General features: G+C 45.6%; 17 protein-coding genes. 5 read left to right on the top strand and 12 right to left on the bottom strand.

Translation table 11 applies throughout. The features are described 5' to 3' along the window. Window positions 1-80 precede the first annotated feature (80 nt). Window positions 81-500, bottom strand: coding sequence for an ATP synthase F1 subunit epsilon (atpC, locus tag PN466_RS24990; protein WP_271945274.1), 420 nt, complete (start codon window positions 498-500; stop codon window positions 81-83). A 110-nt stretch (window positions 501-610) separates the two neighbouring features. Continuing rightward, entirely contained in the window at window positions 611-2,065 is a 1,455-nt protein-coding gene (gene atpD / locus PN466_RS24985; protein WP_271945271.1) for a F0F1 ATP synthase subunit beta, read from the bottom strand. A 667-nt stretch (window positions 2,066-2,732) separates the two neighbouring features. Between atpD and groES the strand changes: the two genes are divergently transcribed. Both groES and groL read left to right on the top strand, forming a co-directional pair. Beyond that, window positions 2,733-3,044, top strand: a complete 312-nt coding sequence (gene groES, locus PN466_RS24980; RefSeq protein WP_271945269.1) for a co-chaperone GroES — start codon at window positions 2,733-2,735, stop codon at window positions 3,042-3,044. Between the two features lie 72 nt (window positions 3,045-3,116). Beyond that, window positions 3,117-4,748, top strand: coding sequence for a chaperonin GroEL (gene groL / locus PN466_RS24975; protein WP_271945266.1), 1,632 nt, complete (start codon window positions 3,117-3,119; stop codon window positions 4,746-4,748). Window positions 4,749-4,870: 122 nt separating this feature from the next. Here the strand turns inward: groL and PN466_RS24970 are convergent, their stop codons facing one another. After that, window positions 4,871-5,662, bottom strand: coding sequence for an ABC transporter ATP-binding protein (locus PN466_RS24970; RefSeq protein WP_271945262.1), 792 nt, complete (start codon window positions 5,660-5,662; stop codon window positions 4,871-4,873). 120 nt (window positions 5,663-5,782) lie between these two features. Continuing rightward, window positions 5,783-6,097, bottom strand: a complete 315-nt coding sequence (locus tag PN466_RS24965; protein WP_271945259.1) for a hypothetical protein — start codon at window positions 6,095-6,097, stop codon at window positions 5,783-5,785. 181 nt (window positions 6,098-6,278) lie between these two features. On the opposite strand from PN466_RS24965, the gene trpS reads away from it, so the two are divergent. Both trpS and PN466_RS24955 read left to right on the top strand, forming a co-directional pair. Further along, complete coding sequence (trpS, locus tag PN466_RS24960; protein ID WP_271945256.1) at window positions 6,279-7,286, top strand: tryptophan--tRNA ligase; 1,008 nt, start codon at window positions 6,279-6,281, stop codon at window positions 7,284-7,286. Window positions 7,287-7,306: 20 nt separating this feature from the next. Continuing rightward, complete coding sequence (locus PN466_RS24955) at window positions 7,307-8,197, top strand: methylenetetrahydrofolate reductase (RefSeq protein ID WP_271945253.1); 891 nt, start codon at window positions 7,307-7,309, stop codon at window positions 8,195-8,197. Window positions 8,198-8,315: 118 nt separating this feature from the next. Here the strand turns inward: PN466_RS24955 and moeB are convergent, their stop codons facing one another. The 7 genes from moeB to PN466_RS24920 all read right to left on the bottom strand — a co-directional run bounded on the left by moeB (window position 8,316) and on the right by PN466_RS24920 (window position 16,416). Further along, window positions 8,316-9,488 (bottom strand): molybdopterin-synthase adenylyltransferase MoeB, encoded by a 1,173-nt coding sequence (gene moeB, locus PN466_RS24950; RefSeq protein ID WP_271945250.1) that lies wholly within the window; start codon window positions 9,486-9,488, stop codon window positions 8,316-8,318. Window positions 9,489-9,551: 63 nt separating this feature from the next. Next, a complete protein-coding gene (locus PN466_RS24945) occupies window positions 9,552-10,028 on the bottom strand; it encodes a M67 family metallopeptidase (protein ID WP_271945248.1) in 477 nt (158 codons plus the stop codon). Between the two features lie 148 nt (window positions 10,029-10,176). Then, entirely contained in the window at window positions 10,177-10,392 is a 216-nt protein-coding gene (locus PN466_RS24940; RefSeq protein ID WP_271945245.1) for a hypothetical protein, read from the bottom strand. Between the two features lie 226 nt (window positions 10,393-10,618). Next, complete coding sequence (locus PN466_RS24935) at window positions 10,619-11,653, bottom strand: ribonucleotide-diphosphate reductase subunit beta (protein WP_278003222.1); 1,035 nt, start codon at window positions 11,651-11,653, stop codon at window positions 10,619-10,621. Window positions 11,654-11,775: 122 nt separating this feature from the next. After that, window positions 11,776-14,040 (bottom strand): ribonucleoside-diphosphate reductase subunit alpha, encoded by a 2,265-nt coding sequence (locus PN466_RS24930; RefSeq protein WP_271945239.1) that lies wholly within the window; start codon window positions 14,038-14,040, stop codon window positions 11,776-11,778. A 162-nt stretch (window positions 14,041-14,202) separates the two neighbouring features. Next, a complete protein-coding gene (locus PN466_RS24925) occupies window positions 14,203-15,510 on the bottom strand; it encodes an AAA-like domain-containing protein (RefSeq protein ID WP_271945236.1) in 1,308 nt (435 codons plus the stop codon). 90 nt (window positions 15,511-15,600) lie between these two features. Continuing rightward, window positions 15,601-16,416 (bottom strand): PEP-CTERM sorting domain-containing protein, encoded by an 816-nt coding sequence (locus PN466_RS24920; RefSeq protein WP_271945233.1) that lies wholly within the window; start codon window positions 16,414-16,416, stop codon window positions 15,601-15,603. Window positions 16,417-17,199: 783 nt separating this feature from the next. On the opposite strand from PN466_RS24920, the gene PN466_RS24915 reads away from it, so the two are divergent. Further along, complete coding sequence (locus PN466_RS24915) at window positions 17,200-17,967, top strand: SIMPL domain-containing protein (protein WP_271945230.1); 768 nt, start codon at window positions 17,200-17,202, stop codon at window positions 17,965-17,967. Window positions 17,968-18,002: 35 nt separating this feature from the next. Here PN466_RS24915 and PN466_RS24910 read toward each other — a convergent pair whose 3' ends face one another. Next, the gene (locus PN466_RS24910; protein WP_271945228.1) at window positions 18,003-18,356 is read right to left on the bottom strand and encodes a single-stranded DNA-binding protein; all 354 of its coding nucleotides are present in this window, start codon (window positions 18,354-18,356) and stop codon (window positions 18,003-18,005) included. Between the last annotated feature and the right edge of the window lie 92 nt (window positions 18,357-18,448).

Raw genomic sequence — 18,448 nt, 5'->3', positions numbered from 1 at the left:
ACTTATGTTCCGCCAGAAAACAAAGCCCTCCTCTAGTTCCGAGGAGGGTTTAGGTTTTACTAAGGGCTGAGGATATTCCTCTATAACTTGACCATGCCACCAGCAGCTTGGAATTTTGCCCTCGCCCGCTTTAAGGCTTGGGTCGCTTGAAACTGTTCTTGACGGTCATCAACATTAACTTTGCTCAGGCGTTCTTGGGCTTTTTGATAAGCACTTTCAGCCTCTTCCAAATTAATATTGCCACCCACTTCTCCCCCATTCACTAGGATGGTCACTTCATCATCATCCACCTCAGCGAAACCACCCATCAAAGCAATGGGTAACCATTCTTTTTTGGATTGGGGGCGCACTTGCATTACACCAATATCGAGAGCAGACAAGAGGGGAGCGTGACCACTGAGAATTCCCAGTTGTCCAGTCGTACTCGGTAAAATCACCTCATCCGCCACATCATCCCAGACAGTCTTATTAGAAGCAATAACACGAACTTTTAGGGTCATGAGTTGATTGAAATTCTAGATTGAGAACTTATTTTTGAAGTTTTGAGCGTTAATTTTTAGGCTGGGTTCACTCAGGATGTAACCCAACCTAATGATCGGAATGCTAGAGATTAACCCTTAGCAGCCAATTTTTCCCCTTTGGCGATCGCCTGGCTAATATCGCCTACCATATAGAAGGCCTGCTCAGGCATATGATCCAGCTCTCCAGAAAGGATCATCTTGAAGCCTTTGATCGTCTCATCAAGCTTCACATATTGACCCGGAGAACCGGTGAACACCTCAGCCACAAAGAACGGTTGAGATAGGAAACGCTCAATTTTACGGGCACGAGCAACCGTCAGACGGTCATCTTCAGACAACTCATCCAAGCCCAGAATTGCAATAATATCTTGCAGCTCTTTATACCGTTGCAGCGTAGACTGAACTGCACGAGCCGTTTGATAGTGATCGTCACCCACAACACTCGGTTGTAGCATAGTCGAGGTAGAACCCAGAGGATCAACCGCTGGATAAATCCCCTTAGAAGCCAAACCGCGAGACAATACCGTGGTTGCATCCAAGTGAGCAAATGTAGTTGCTGGAGCAGGATCAGTCAAGTCATCCGCAGGAACATAAACCGCTTGAATCGAAGTAATCGAACCTTCACGGGTCGAAGTAATCCGCTCTTGTAATTCACCCATTTCCGTACCCAACGTCGGCTGATATCCTACCGCCGAAGGCATCCGACCGAGCAGCGCTGATACTTCAGAACCCGCTTGTACAAACCGGAAAATGTTATCGATAAACAGCAGTACGTCTTGCTTACTCACATCACGGAAATATTCCGCCATCGTCAGAGCAGAAAGACCTACCCGCATTCTTGCTCCGGGGGGTTCATTCATCTGACCATAAACCAGAGCTACCTTAGATTCGCTCAAGTTGTCCGCATTAATTACCCCAGATTCAACCATTTCGTTGTAGAGGTCATTTCCTTCACGGGTGCGCTCGCCCACGCCACCGAATACGGATACACCACCATGGGCTTTAGCAATATTGTTAATCAGCTCCATGATAATAACGGTTTTGCCCACACCTGCTCCACCGAAGAGGCCGATTTTACCTCCCCGACGATAGGGAGCGAGAAGGTCTACCACCTTAATACCCGTTTCAAAGATAGAAGGCTTGGTTTCCAGGTCGGTGAGTTTGGGGGCTTCCCGGTGGATAGGAGAAGTATCTTCGCTGGTAACCGGGCCTTTCTCATCCACTGGATCGCCTAGGACATTGAAGATCCGTCCTAGGGTGACATTTCCTACAGGTACACTAATCGGCGCACCCAAGTCAACAATGTCCATACCTCGTGTGAGTCCATCTGTAGCGCTCATCGCCACAGCGCGGACTTGGTTACCACCGAGGAGTTGTTGTACTTCGCAGGTGACAGAACGCTCTTGTCCATCTGCATCTTGTTTAACGACTCGGATTGCATTATAGACCTGGGGCAATTTGCCACTGGGAAATTCTGCATCAATAACCGGGCCAATGATTTGAACAATTTTACCAACGCTTGTTTGCTCTGATGTAGCTACCATATCTTCGCCTATTGTGATTGCTGCTCAAGAATATGACTGGGGACAGTCGCTTTTTTTCCTAACAGTTGGAGTTTTACAGGAAGAGAAGAGACGGTTTTAGGGACGAATCAATTTCCTCTGGATGCGAGGGAGTTGATCCCAGCGTTCAGAGGAGGGGATCGGGCCTCAATCCGGTTGAGCTTCCTGTTTCCTCACGAGGGTAATTCTTAAAGGGTTTAAGTTTAAGAATTTGACATCCTCACTGGGCTAAAGACCCGGTGATTCTTCGCCGCGCCACCTTGTGTATTCAGTGGTCGCTGAATGGGGTTGACGCTTCAATCGATAGTGCTGTTTTAGAAACAGTCTTATCTGTTCTTCCACGTCCGTTTTAAGTCTCGGACTGCCCGACCGCGACTCATTAAGTCATCTTTCAGATTATCACGGGATGTTCACCCAACAATAGGGGAATGGGGAATAGGGAATAGATAATAGCTAATAGCCTCTCTCGCCTATCCTCTCTATCTCCCTACCCTAGGGTACGGTAACCCGTACTGTTTCGCCTGTTGCAAGGGTTGCTCGCCTCAGATTACATTAGCACTCAGGAGTTGAGAGTGCTAACGACTGACATAGCCCCTCAGTTCCTTAAACCTGATTAACTTTTTACAATCAAATCGGAGAAGATTTTCCTATGGCAGCAGTATCCCTGAGTGTTTCTACAGTTAAACCCCTTGGCGATCGCGTCTTTGTTAAAGTCAGCGAAGCTGAAGAAAAAACCGCTGGTGGTATCATTCTGCCTGATAACGCCAAAGAGAAACCCCAAGTGGGAGAAATTGTCCAAGTTGGCCCAGGCAAACGCAACGAAGACGGTTCCCGTCAAGAGCCAGAAGTCAAAATTGGCGATAAGGTTCTCTACTCCAAATATGCTGGAACCGACATCAAACTCGGTAATGATGACTATGTTTTGTTGTCTGAAAAAGACATCCTTGCTGTAGTAAGCTAACTGGCTGACTGCTAACCCTCCTCTACATAAACCTATCCATTTCTATACACTGATCAAGGATCTGAGAACACTATGGCAAAACGCATCATCTATAACGAAAACGCTCGTCGCGCCCTGGAAAAGGGAATGGACACTCTGGCTGAAGCAGTAGCCGTTACCCTAGGGCCTAAAGGCCGGAATGTGGTTCTAGAGAAGAAGTTTGGCGCTCCCCAAATCGTTAATGATGGGGTGACCATTGCCAAAGAAATCGAACTCGAAGATCATGTGGAAAATACAGGTGTTTCCCTGATCCGTCAAGCGGCTTCTAAAACTAATGATGCTGCTGGTGACGGAACCACCACCGCTACCGTATTAGCCCATGCCATGGTCAAAGCGGGTCTGCGTAACGTGGCGGCTGGCGCTAACCCCATTGCCCTGAAGCGCGGTATTGATAAAGCGACCGGTTTCTTGGTAGACAGAATTGCTGGTCATGCTCGTCAAATTGAAGACTCCAAAGCGATCGCCCAAGTTGGCTCTATCTCCGCCGGTAACGACGAAGAAGTGGGCACCATGATTGCTGAAGCCATGGATAAAGTCGGTAAAGAAGGGGTCATTTCCTTAGAAGAAGGAAAATCCATGACTACCGAGCTGGAAATCACCGAAGGGATGCGCTTCGATAAAGGCTATATCTCTCCCTACTTCGCCACCGATACCGAGCGCATGGAAGCGGTTCTTGATGAGCCTTACATCCTGCTAACCGATAAGAAAATCACCCTGGTTCAAGACCTCGTACCGGTTCTAGAGCAAGTAGCTCGCTCTGGCAAACCCCTCCTAATTATTGCTGAAGACATCGAAAAAGAAGCTCTAGCGACCCTAGTGGTCAACCGTCTGCGTGGTATTCTAAATGTCGCTGCGGTTAAAGCGCCTGGTTTTGGCGATCGCCGTAAAGCGATGCTCGAAGACATTGCGGTACTCACTGGCGGTCAAGTCATCACGGAAGATGCAGGTCTAAAAATCGACAACGCCAAACTCGATCAACTGGGTAAAGCACGCCGTATTACCCTCACCAAAGACAACACCACCATTGTTGCAGAAGGGAACGAACAGGGAGTGAAAGCCCGTTGCGAACAAATCCGCCGTCAAATGGATGAAACGGATTCTTCCTATGACAAGGAAAAACTGCAAGAGCGGTTAGCGAAACTGGCTGGTGGCGTTGCCGTAATCAAAGTCGGTGCGGCTACCGAAACCGAAATGAAAGATCGCAAACTGCGCCTCGAAGATGCCATCAACGCGACTAAAGCTGCGGTTGAAGAAGGTATCGTTCCTGGTGGTGGTACAACTCTAGCTCACCTTGCTCCTAGCTTAGAAGAATGGGCGAATGCTAACCTGAGCAACGAAGAACTGACAGGTGCTTTAATCGTCAGCCAAGCTCTGGTTGCTCCTCTGATGCGGATTGCTGAAAATGCCGGTCAAAACGGCGCAGTTATCGCTGAACGGGTGAAAGAAAAAGACTTCAACGTGGGCTACAATGCTGCGGATAACAGTTTCGGCGATCTCTTTGAAGCCGGTATTGTTGACCCCGCGAAGGTTACTCGCTCTGCCATGCAAAATGCGGCTTCTATCGCTGGCATGGTCTTGACTACCGAATGTATTGTTGTAGACAAGCCCGAACCCAAGGATAATGCGGCTGCGGGCGCAGGTATGGGTGGTGACTTCGATTACTAATTCCCCATCTACTACATTGAATAGTTTCTAGTCTTCATCCCCCGGTTGCTATGGCAACCGGGTTTTTTCGTGTCATGTAGCAGAGAATGAGTTGGTTCGGACAGGCACAAGTTTGGATTAATCTAGGTGGAGAGATGAGGATCGGCAAAGAGGGGACAGATCTGTAAACCAACCGGGGTATCAATCACGGCAACTTGCACACCAAAAACAGCCGCTAGGGTTTCTGGGGTTAAGACGGTTTCTGGGGAGCCAACGGTGAATAACTGGCCTTGCTTGAGGAAGGCGAGACGATCGCTATATCGAGCGGCTAAATTAATTTCATGTAAAACGGTGATAATTGTTAGATTTTGCTCTTGATTCAGACGCTTTAATAAGTCCAACAATTGCAGTTGATAATGGATATCTAAATAGGTTGTGGGTTCATCTAACAGCAGTACCCGGGGATTTTGGGCTAAGGCTAAGGCCAGAAATGCCCGTTGGCGCTCTCCTCCAGAGAGTTCACTCACCGGTCGATCGCGGTAGGCTTGTAGCTCGGTTTCTTCTAAAGCCTCTTCAACCGCTTGGCGATCGCCTGATTCTAAATCCCATTGCCACCATTCCAAATAAGGATTACGCCCTAAACTGACCAACTGATAAACGGTTAGCCCCATGGGAGGTGAGGATTGTTGGGGTAAAATAGCCAACTGACGCGCTACCTGATTGGGGGATAACTCATGAATGGAGCGACCCTCTAATAATACAACGCCTCCTTGGGGGGAGAGCAAACGACTCAATAGTTTGAGAAACGTCGATTTACCGGAGCCATTCGCCCCCACTAAACTCAACCATTCTCCAGTCTCTAAACTCAGGTTAATCTGTTTAACAATTGTTTTTTGGTGATATCCACCACTTAAGTTATCAGTAACAATGGGCATGGCAATGATTGAGTTCAGTAAGTATAGTGCTTTGCGCTAGGCAATAGGGAAGAGATTGCTTGATTCCGCTGGCGCAACCTTTGCAATGACATACAGCGCTTTGCGCTGTAATGACCAACCCTACTGCTCTTGCACTAAACGAAGATAGTTTTGCTGTAACTGAATTGTTTCTTCGGTCATGCGATCGCACAGTTGCTTTTCTACATTGCTGAGTTCTTCCCAAAAGAGGGCAGAACGGTTCGCTCGGATCGCTTCGTCCCAGAGGAGGGTGAGCAGAGCAGCCGCTTGGGGATTGTCTTGCGCCAGGCGATCGCACCATTGTCTAAATTCTGCTTTAGCCCTCTCGTGGGTTTCCAACTTATGGGCTAGCTCAATGCATTCTTGCAGGTACTGGCGATCGCCCTCCCATGCTCTTGAGTCGGATCTTGAGTCCATGATTGAATTCACCCTCAAAATTTAACAATTTGTTCCAGATTAGTGTATTGTAATAAAAATTAATATCCAAAAACCACCTCTCTCGTCATTTTCTGGGCAGGTTAGCGCCTAACCCCGGTTTTTGGCTATATTCCTGAGCTGACCTGTCCAACCTTGACTCCTGCCGTCCCTTCCCAAAAGTATGAGTAAACAGCGCATTCTTTCTGGTGTTCAACCCACCGGTAACCTTCATCTCGGTAACTATTTAGGTGCGATCCGGAACTGGGTTGAGGGACAAAGCGAATATGAAAACTATTTTTGTGTGGTCGATCTCCATGCAATCACGGTTCCTCATACCCCAGAAACCCTAGCCGCCGATACTTATACCATTGCAGCGCTCTATCTAGCCTGTGGTATCGATTTAGAGCATAGCACCATTTTTATTCAATCCCATGTCCCTGCCCATAGTGAATTAACCTGGTTGCTTAACTGTATTACTCCTCTAAACTGGTTAGAAGATATGATTCAGTTTAAAGAAAAAGCGATTAAACAGGGCGAAAATGTAGGCACAGGATTGTTAGATTATCCTGTGTTAATGGCAGCGGATATTTTGCTCTATCAAGCCGATCGCGTGCCCGTGGGAGAAGATCAAAAACAACATCTAGAACTCACTCGCGATATTGCAGCTCGCTTTAATCATTTTTATGGCAAAGGAGAAACGGTACTGAAGTTACCCAATCCTTTGATTAGAAAGGAAGGCGCACGGGTGATGAGTTTGACGGATGGCACGAAAAAGATGTCAAAATCCGATCCGAGCGAACAAAGTCGAATTAGTGTACTCGATCCCCCAGAGGCGATCGCTCGCAAAATTAAGCGCTGTAAAACCGATCCCGTTCGGGGCTTAGAATTTGATAATTTAGACCGGCCAGAATGTCATAACCTATTGAGCCTTTATATGCTACTCTCTGGACAAACGAAGGAAGCAGTAGCAGCAGAATGTCAAGAGATGGGATGGGGACAATTTAAGCCCTTGCTGACGGAAACCGTGGTAGAAGCGCTCAAACCCATTCAAGACAAATATCAGGAAATTATGGGCGATCGTCCGTATCTAGAATCAGTTTTGCGCGAAGGTCGGCAAAAGGCAGAGGCGATCGCTTCTTCTACCTTAGCTGAAGTCAAAAAAGCCCTCGGCTATTCCAGTCCCTTGTAAATAACATTACTTTTTTTATTATGGTTAATTCTTTTCGTCAAGCCTTACATTCAGGAGAATTCCTAGTGACGGCTGAAGTTATGCCCCCCAAAGGAGGCGACACCAGCCATATGATAGAAATGTCTAAACACCTGAAAGGCCGGGTTCATGCCGTCAATATTACTGATGGTAGTCGTGCGGTTTTACGCATGTGTCCCTTGGCTGCCAGCGTGCTTTTATTGCAACAAGGGATTGAACCCATTTGTCAAGTCGCTTGCCGCGATCGAAACCGTATGGGCATTCAAGCCGATCTCATGGGAGCCAATGCTTTAGGCATTCACAATATTCTCGCCCTCACTGGAGACCCACCAAAAGCTGGAGATTATGGCGATGGTCGCCCCGTATTTGAACTCGAATCAGTACGTCTGTTAAAAGTCATTGACCTCCTCAACCAAGGGTTTGACGCTCATCAAAAGAAACTCCCCGATGGCCCCCTCAACCTCTTAGCGGGAGCTGCGGTAGACCCCCAACTTGACAGTTGGTCAGGATTACAACGACGGTTTAAAAGAAAGTTAGATGCTGGCGCTCAGTTTTTCCAAAGTCAAATGGTCACTGATTTTGAGCGTTTGGATAAATTCATGACCCAAGTTGCAGCCGGATCGGATAAACCTATTTTAGCCGGAATTTTCTTACTCAAATCCGCTAAAAATGCAAAATTTGTTAAGCGCTGTGTCCCTGGTGTTCATATTCCCGATTCCTTGATCGAGCGCCTCGCCAATGCAGAAAAACCACTCTTAGAAGGCATGAAAATTGCCGCTGAACAAATTAAACTGGCTCGCAATATTTGTCATGGTGTCCATCTGATGGCGGTGAAGCGCGAGGACTTAATTCCCCAAATTTTGGATTTAGCCGATATTGGGCCTCTGTCTTAATTTTTGCGTTGATATGACATTCATCTCTCTTTGGTAGGCAGACAAAACAAGGGGCTAGGGGCCCCTTGTTCTATTAAGATTGCAGATATAAAGGAGTGGACTCTCTACTCGCTAAAGACTAATATTTCGGCACAGAAGGATCGACTTCATCACTCCAGGCTAAAATTCCGCCCTTTACATTAATACCTTCAATGCCTGCTTCTTTAAGAATACCCAAAGCTGTAGCCGATCGCGCTCCCATCTTACAATGGGCAATTAGCTTATGACCATTGAGCAATTCCTTCACTTTATCGACCCCTGTTCCTTCTTCAATATCCGGTAAAGGAATCAACACTGCACCAGGAATTTGGGCAATATCGTATTCATGGGGATTACGGACATCAATTAACAGTATATCGTCGGCACTACTATCGAGCAGGGCTTTCAATTCCGTAACTGTCATTTCCGGAATTGCCGATTGCTGTTGAGCTTCCTGTTCTCTGGCTTGAGGAATGCCACAAAACTGCTCGTAATCAATCAATTTGTCGATGACCGGGCGCTCTGGATTGGGTCTTAATTTTAACTCCCGGAATTTCATATCTAGGGAATTATATAAGAGCAAACGACCGCTTAACGTCGTTGGGGAACCGAGGATAATTTTGACGGTTTCTGTCGCTTGAATGACTCCAATCATTCCGGGTAAAATCCCTAACACGCCTCCTTCTGCACAAGAAGGAACCATTCCCGGCGGTGGGGGTTCGGGATAGAGGTCGCGATAGTTGGGTCCCCCTTCATAGTTAAAGACAGTGGCTTGTCCTTCAAACCGGTAAATTGACCCATAAACATTGGGTTTATTGAGTAAAACACAGGCATCATTCACCAGATAGCGGGTGGGGAAGTTATCTGTTCCATCCACTACGATGTCATAGGGTTCAACGATCTCTAGGGCGTTTTCTGAACTTAGGCGCGTTTCGTACAGATCGACTTGGCAAGAGGGGTTAATCTCGTGAATCCGATTTTTAGCCGATTCAATTTTGGGTTTCCCGACCCAGGATATGCCGTGAATGACTTGACGTTGAAGGTTAGAGCGATCGACGATATCAAAGTCAACGATACCAATGCGTCCGACACCGGCTGCTGCTAGGTAGAGCAGTAGGGGTGAGCCGAGACCCCCTGTACCGATACACAGAACACTGGCCGCTTTGAGGCGTTTTTGCCCTTCCAGTCCAATTTCTGGCAAAATCAGATGGCGAGAGTAGCGTTCGTACTCTTCTGGGATGAGTTGAATATCGTCCAGATTAGGATTGAGCATAGAAGTTTAGGGGACAAGTTGCAAGAATTTCCCATATGGAGTTCCTTATTGTAGCGCTCTCTTTCACTTGTGGGTATCTGTGTTAAGAATATTTTCGAGTGGCGAGGGTTGGAATTGGCGATCTCTATCTAAAACCCAGTCGTTAATCACTGTGGCGCGTCCTTCGATGACGGAGACGATGATATAGTGGTAATCTTGCCAAGCTAAGAGGCGATCGCATTCCGAAGGCACAGCGGGATAATCGGGATGGGAATGATAGAATCCCACAATCTGGAGATGGCGAGAACGGGCATCTTTTTGTAAGGTTAGCAGGGTTTGGGGGGCGATTGTATACCGCTCCAGTTTCGTCTTTCCCCTCATCCCCATCTCTTCTAGTCGCTCTGCCATCTCTTCATTCCAACCATTCTCCGTCCGCACTACCTCCACCAAAACCCTCTCATCTTCCTCAATTGTACCCAACAACACCCCACAGCATTCTTGCGGATAACACTCCTGTGCATGAGCGCGAATGATCTCTAGATGCTCCGATTTAACCTGCATTTTGGCCCGATATCAATAATCAGATGTAAGTATGATAGTTGTACCATAGCGATCGCCAGTAGGGAAGCGATCGCGGAATAGGGACAGTTTAGACTGAGGCGATCGTCAAGTGATGCGGAGTATGATGGAGATCGACCTAGACATTGCTCTAGCTGGCTACGGATTCTCTGATAATTTTGATTTGTCCTCGCCGTACCGCTCTTAAGATACGATGTACTGCTTTGTGTTCTTCACAGTTAGAACTGAGTATTTGGAAGGTTGTTTGCAGGAAAAACCACTCTTCAAAAGAGATGGCATTGATAGAACCGACTGAGCCAAACAGATCTGAGATGTAGTCGGATACTCCTTCTGTGCTAGTTAACATGCTTATTTTTCCTAATTCGTTATGTTCCTATCCTCTCCCAATTCTTTTGAATAGTGGGTGATACCCCTCATAGCCAATGATGATCTTTTACGAGCCAAATTGTGATGGGAATTGAGCTATGTTGGCGACGGCGATCACCATAGCATGGCGATCGCCGAACATACAACTGGGGACGCTAAACCCCCATGATGTTAACGACCTCAAAGAGAGCTACAGCTTGCAATTCCTAGATTTCATCCCATCCGGTTACTCCAGAGGACATCACATAACTGGTGACTCCCGCTTCAAAGAAGTTCGCCTTCGTATGACCTTCTTTCTTCGTATCCGAAAAGCGCTCTAGATGAGCATAGGGACTCTTCTTGTACTTATCATCTGCGTACAACGGCGGAAGACCGATCGCTCCTAAGCGAATATTCGCCAAGTATTTCGTATACTGCTCCGTACTCGCATCTGTAACTCCCAGGATTTGGTTGCCAATAATATGGTTGGTCCACTGACATTCATGGCGCACGGCTTGATCGAACATTTCATAAACTTGATCGAGCGAATGGGGAAACACCGTCATCGCTTCCGGAATAATTTTTTGATAAAGACGGACATGGGATAATTCATCTCGATTAATCAATTTGAAAATATCCGCACTTCCTGGCATCAACATCCGCGAAGCTAGATTATAGAAAAAGCAAAAACCATTGTAAAAATAAAGCCCCTCCAAAACATAATCTGCTACCAAAGAAATGAAGTAATTTTCTGGAGTAGGATCGTCAATATATTGCTGATAGAGTCCTGCTACAAACGTACACCGCTCTTTCAATACTTTATCGGTGCGCCAGAAATCATACACTTCATTCCTTCTCTCTGAAGGAATAATGGTCTCTATCATGTATTGATAACTCTGATTATGCATCCCCTCTTGGGCAATTTGTTCTGCCATACACAAACTCACTTCTGGGGCAGTAACCGTACTTTTCAAATGAGGAATATTGCAGGTTTGGACAGAATCTAAAAACGTTAAATAGGACAAAATCCCATCAAATGCTTTCCTTTCTTCTGGGGTTAAATTCCAATAATCAACCACATCTTGGGTAATATCCAATTTTTCGGGAATCCAGAAGTTTTCCCGCATCATTTTATAAAGACTGACTGCCCAGGGATAGCGAACATCATTGAGTTGCATGAGATTAGTGGTTTCACCAAACCAAATGGTTCGATGTTCGGTATCGTCATTTCCCCCAGGGTTGAAAATTGGGTTAACCGTCATTTTTTGGCGATCAACTGGGTGTTTATGATTCATCATATTCGTAGACTGATTGGGAGTGAATGACAAAAAAATGGAAGCAGTTTATAATCTACTTCCATTGTCCATTTTTTGCAAATATGGAGTTAATTGGCGCAAGAACTACAATCCGTTAATCCTTCTTTAAAGTCATCCCGTTGTACGGTTCGGACATAGTATACCGCTTTACATTTTTGCTCCCAAGCCATGATTAAGGTTTCAAAAATATCTTTGGCTTTGAGAGTGCGTTCGGGTTCATCCTGAAAATAGATACCAGTATTCAAATTGAAGAGGAGTTCCATAGAAATACCGGTGTCAATCCATTGCTGAATAGTGGAGACAGCAGCTACTACTTTTTTCTGTTCCAAGTGTTTGTTTTCTTGGTAGTACCAAAAGGAATTAGTAATAAATGGGGGAGCAATGGGTACGCTGCCTTTTGCCCATTTATCGTAGAAGAAGCGGCTATAGGTGGGAAGAATACTGGCGGTGCAACCTTGGACGAGGGAAGAGGAGGTGTTGGGGGCGATCGCCGTAATATGGGAATTGCGAATGCCGTATGTTTGGATATCCTGTGACAATTGTTCCCAACGCTGGGGCTGTTCAGAGTTTTCGCGAAACCAATCTACTGGTTTAGCACCAATTAAATTTCCTTTACTCCACTGACTCCCAGCAAAGCTATTATAAGCACCACGCTCTTTAGCTAATTCCATGGATGCATGGGTACACCAATAGCCCATCTCTTCAAATAAATGACTCATTTGGGGCAAGTCTTCATAGGAGAGCTGGCGTTTGGCTAACCAATCGGCTAATCCCATAGCTCCTACACCAATAGTGCGATATTTCTGATTATGGGTTTTACTGGCTGAGAACGGAGGATGGGTAATTTCGATGGTATTATCTAACATCCGTACTGCCGTTTGGCAAATGTCAGGTAATTCCTCTATCTCTAAGGTAGCAAAATTGAGACTATTCAAGTTGCAACAATGAGCCTCAATCCCAGGACTGACATTGCTAAAGGATTCACAACAGAGATTAACGCCGGGAATGTAGCCTTGATGCGAGTTGGGGTTAGCGCGGTTAATGGTATCTTTGAATGCCAGATAAGGCATACCCGTCTCTACCTGGGTACGCATGATCGTCTTAAAGAATTCCCTGGCATTAATCCGGTTATACAGGTTCAGGGTACGGCCAACTTCCGCTTCAATGGTTTTATAAGCTTGCTCAAACTCTTCACCCCAGAGTGTGGGCAGATCGATGCCCAGCTTGTTTTTCACTTCATAGGGATCGACTAACGTCCAGTCTTGTTTGGCAATAACCCGTCTCATGAATTCGTCTGCAATCACCAATTGGGGGAAAATGTCATAGGCTTTGCGTCGTTGATCCCCGTTTTCGGTTTGCATTTCTAGGAATTCCAAGGCATCCAAATGCCAAATATCGAGGCTGACGGTAACTGCACCCGCCCGTCTTCCGCCTTGGTTCACGGCGATCGCTGTATCATTAAGCAATTTAATCCACGGTACCACTCCTCCAGAAGCATTGGATTTACCCATTACCCAAGATCCCGTTGCCCGAATACGGCTCACGTTTACCCCTACGCCGCCACCATTTTTGGAGATGCGGGCAGTATCGGTTAAGGTTTCGTAAATGCTCTCTAGGTTGTCATCCATGGCAGTAATGAAGCAACTCGACAGAGAACCCCCAGGAATTCGCAGGTTAGCTAAGATGGGGGTAGCCAGGGAAATTTTCCGTTGGGCGATCGCCTCATAAAACTTTTTCGCCCACTTCAAGCGGTTTTGGGGTTCCTCCACCGACGCGAGCAGCAGAGCACAAGTCAGATACGCTTCTTGCGGCAACTCATCCTTGAGCAAATACCGCTTAGTTAACAGTGTTGCCCCAGCATAATCATAATCCGTATCCCAATCGGGATTAATCCAACTGTCCGCAATTTCTAATTCATCGGGAGTATAGGTTAAAATTCGCTCATCATATTCATTCGCTGCTACCTTACGAGCCACTGTTTGCGGATAATCGCCATATTGATAGCCCCTACCCGCTAGAGTATCTTTCCACAGACTCCACATATGCAGCCGTCCCGCCACATAACGCCAATCCGGTTCTGTCGGAGAACACAACTCTAAGCTACAATTAATGAGGTTTTCCTGAATTTCCCTAGTCGTCACCCCATTGCGTAGACGAGTCGTTAATCCAGCCTCTAAAGGAATAGGATTAGCCTGGGTTCCCGAACAAGCCCACTCTACAACAGCGCGAATCTTAGTGACATCTAGAGCTGCAAGAGTTCCGTTTCGCTTAATCACATGAATCGGGGTTGTGTGAGGAGTATGGTCTGTTATGGAGAGAGTTGGTTGCATCATAGGGGAATCAATGAAGTGATAAGATTCTAATGTACTCCATTTTCCACATTTAGTGATAGAGTTTGACAAAATTTAAGTTTTGCGCTACATATAGTAAAAAATCGCATACTACGTTCATCTTCCCACCCATCTTTGCATGAACATGTATTTATGGAAGCCAATCTAAAGGCGATCGCCAAAATACCGACGATATAACCCATTCGCTACTGTTACCCCATTCTTTCCCAACTTCACCAGACCCAAGCTTTCAAGCTGAAACTCTAGAAATGGAGATAATCTTACAGCTTCTTGAGCTTGAACGACCTCTTGAAAACCACGCAAGAGAGTACTATTTCTTTGGAGAATTTGCCCATAGAAATGTAAGTGTTTGTCGAAGATCAGCTCTCCATCAACACTATCTTTCAAAAAAGTCTTGAAACTGAGATAATGTCCAGAAATAGCGTATAAACTCAAGCCTACTAAATAAGGATGTCCTCCTGTAAGCTGCATTAATTCTTCAACTTCAGAAGAGGTAAGTTGTAGCCTAAAACGGCGTGTCAGCTCATCTACTTCTAACGTTGTAAAGTAAGGCATTTTAATCGATTGCCCCATTTGTATAGGAGAACTTTTAAGATTAAGTTCAGCATAAATATCTGTACTCGTCACTAATATAAATCGTAATTTTTGCCAAGCATTACTTTCTGGCAATCCGTATCCTGAAGCTTCATACCAGTAATTCAGCAAGCGTAAGAAATCAATCGAAATTGAAAGATTATTGAATAATAAATCAAACTGATCAAGTACAACCACTAAAGGGGAATGGATTTGCTTTAGTAAGTGTTCTAGTAAATGAGTCGATAATCCTTTACAGCCTAACCCATCCCTAGAAAAATCGCCTTCAGAAAGTGACAGGTTCAATCGATGATATAACTCATAAATCAGCCATCGTAGAAACTGATCTAGATTCTCTAAAAACTGTGGGTCAACCTGTTCCAGGCTTAAGGGAATAACTGTCAGGTTTTCTTGTCTTGCTCGATGCACAAGTCGAATCATCAGAGAGGTTTTCCCCATTTTCCTAGAGCCAACAAGACTTAAAGCCCCTCCTGCATGAGACAGGATTTGAAAAGCCAGTTGCTCTATAGGTCTACTAATATACAACTCAGAGTCAAGAGATAAGCGATCGCCAGGAACCTCAAGTAAACCACTGTTTCGATTTCTGGTCGCCAGGTAATTCTTTACTACAGAAGTAAAACTTTTTTTGCTAACCGGTTCCCCTAAAATGTCCGATAAGATACGCCATATATAAGGAGCGGCCACTTGTTGAATATACTGGGAGGAATAATTTTCCTGAACTGCAATTTGATGATAAGGAATTGCTTCCTCTTCCCAGGAACCGTGGAGAATGGCTTTTTGAATAGGACTTAAATGCTTACCTGTTTTCCGTCGCCACCGTTGTTCAATAAACAGCAAAGCTTTCTCAAAACTGGTCATAGGTGCGTATTGAGTTCACTGTATCTCAGTATAATACGCACCTATAGACAAAAGTGATAAATTCACATATATTTACTGAACTCTACTGACCTAGTTCGCTTTACGTTTGAGTCCAGCGACTGCGCCCATAGCACCTACAGCTAATAAGCCCAGGACAGAAGCTGGCTCAGGAGTCTTGGCTACCACTTGTGCCTTACTAGCAATGGTCAGATTGTCAAAGGCAATAAAATCCTCAAACGACCCTTCGGGGGAAACATTTTCGGGAGTCATGATGAGTGGTGGAGTAGTCATGTTGAACGAGACACTATTAATCAGTTCATCATCGTTTTCAGCAATGAGTCCAAAGTATAACGCTGAACCACTGGTACTACCATCGAAGCCTTTGGTATTAGGAACTATTACAGTTTTTTGACCGCCATTAGCCAAATTTAGAGTCAGGGACAGTTGACCGCCAAAGTCGCCAACATCTACAGCATTAAAGCCAAATGCTGCTACCTCTTGACTAAAGTCAATCGAAAATCTACCACTATCGGACTGAGCTTCCCAATATTTTTGGCCAGAGATGGCATAACGACCGAAGTCTGCTGTGCCAGATGCCTGTTCTGTAACATGTCTATTTCCTTTTAATGTGGCTACTCCCGCTGCGCCAAAATCAAGATTAAGTGGCCCTTTTGTACCCTTAGAAAAGCCTTCAAAAGTTTCTGTTCGCGAACCGACTAGCCCAGAGAGAAAGTCGTTTTGGGCTGCGGAAGCCTTAGGAGTGCTGGATAAGGGGGTAGAAGAGGCCCAACCATTGTTTAAGTCTTCTCCAAAGAAGAGGCGATAGGCTTGAGCGGAAGGCTGAGTCGCAACGAGAGCGAAAATAGAGGTTGCAGCTGTAATTGCTAAGGTTTTAGTTGCATTCATTAGTCGGGACTCCTGTAACTTTTTTTTGTATTGTTCCGATATATCCACTATGACCGATAGACCCATTGATGAACATACCCAAATGTCATAGGATTCAGTGGCCAAGGGGTTTCGGTAAGTTTGAGTAAACCACTCTATGGTTTATTGAAGCCTTTATATGGTTTCGTTCAGCCTTTATGAAGCTTTTCAATTTGATTCCTATCCTCTACAGTAGTATCACTATGGTATGACTTATGGTGTTTCAAAAGAAAAGTCTGTTTCATCTATTTTTGTTTTTGTCAAGCCATATAATTTATAATCTGGGCCAAGTTACTTAAGGTCAATGTACCTTCAAGCGGAAGCTATATCAAAAAAAATACGGCTATGCACGCGCTGCACCACCGTATAGAAAAGTTCTAGGAGTTTATGTTAACACTTTTACTGAACAGAAACCTTTGAATCAGCTACGTTAGCGATCTTTCAGTCCCTTCACATCACTCACCTGAGCAGGTCGTTAATCCGCCGGCTTCGGTTCGTTGCGCCTCAGTAATTTATTTATAAACCTTTTTATTCTCTAATTCAAGAGTAATGAGGGTAACTGTACATAAACGTCATAAAGTCAACGGTCTTGATGAAGTTTGTGTAAACAGAAAGGGGGCGATCTACGGAGAAATCTCCTGAAATGGGGAGTAAAGAGTTGGGAATAGACAAGAGTTACAAAAATGGTAACCGTATCCTCGGATCGGGATCGGTCAGACAAACTAAGAGGATATAGACACACTCTCAGGAGGATTGACTCTCATTATGCATCCAATTTACAAATCCAGTTCTACATCTGGCCAAGGTTGGGGACGTTGGTCTATCTTGCCTTTGGCTCTAGGGGTAATAGGGTTTTCAGTAGTGATGGGAAACTTCTATACTCCCAAACCCGTTAATGCTCAGGAACAACAGCAACTGCTGCAAACCTTAACGGTAACTGGAAGAGGGATAGAACAGATTCCAACTACCCTAACTAGGGTCAATTTAGGGGTACAGGTTCAGGGAAAAACTGCCCAAGAGGTACAAGCACAAGTGGCTCGACAGTCTTCAGCGGTGGTGAACTTACTGCAAGAGCGTCAAGTGGAGCGCCTGGAAACAACGGGTATTCGGTTAACACCGAATTATAGTTATAGCGATCGCACTCAACGCTTAATCGGTTACACTGCCACCAACACTGTGAGCTTTCGCATCGACACTTCTAAAGCCGGTAGCCTCATTGATGACGCAGTACAAGCAGGAGCCACTCGTATTGATGGGATTAGCTTTATTGCTACTGATGAAGCCCTTGCCGCAGCCCAACAAGTTGCCCTCCGTCAAGCCACCGCTGATGCTCAAAAACAAGCCCAAATCGTTCTAGATGCCCTCAATCTTACCTCTCGTGGTATTGTTAGTGTTCAGATTAATCACGCCAGCGCGCCCTCTCCTATCCAGTTGGATCGAGGAAACTTTGCACGAGCAGAATCTGCCCCAAGCCCAGTTATCGGGGGTGAGCAACAGGTAGAAGCCTCGGTTACCCTAAACATTCGATATTGAAGACTTGGGTACTGATTCAGCAGACTCGATACCGATCAGAATTCGCTGTGCATTCCTTGTGTTTCCTCATCTCGTTTAGATCCTAAAAACTCTAAGCGATCTACTGTAATAATGGGACTCGATCGCTGGGCTTGAGTCGTATAATCTTGCCACTGATTAATCTCTAATCGACCAATGACCCCAATCTGTCTGCCCTTACGGACGTAGTTGGCTGCCAGTTGAGCCGTTTTGCCCCAAAGATTTAGATTAAACCAATCCGGTTCATCTGTTCGTCGGGTGGGACGATTGACAGCCAGCGTCAGTCTGCATTTGACCGCACCTGACTCAAAATACTTCACATCTGGGTCCATACCAACACGACCCACTAAATGTACAACATTGAGATCCATCTTGAATTACACCATTGCTAATGATGAACAATTAATCTACCTTAGCGGATCGAAGCGGTAATGGGGGGATACAGACTAGATTTAGGGCAACT

This window comes from Roseofilum reptotaenium CS-1145, from assembly GCF_028330985.1.
Lineage (GTDB): Bacteria > Cyanobacteriota > Cyanobacteriia > Cyanobacteriales > Desertifilaceae > Roseofilum > Roseofilum reptotaenium.
This window is presented reverse-complemented; position numbering and strand designations above follow the sequence as displayed.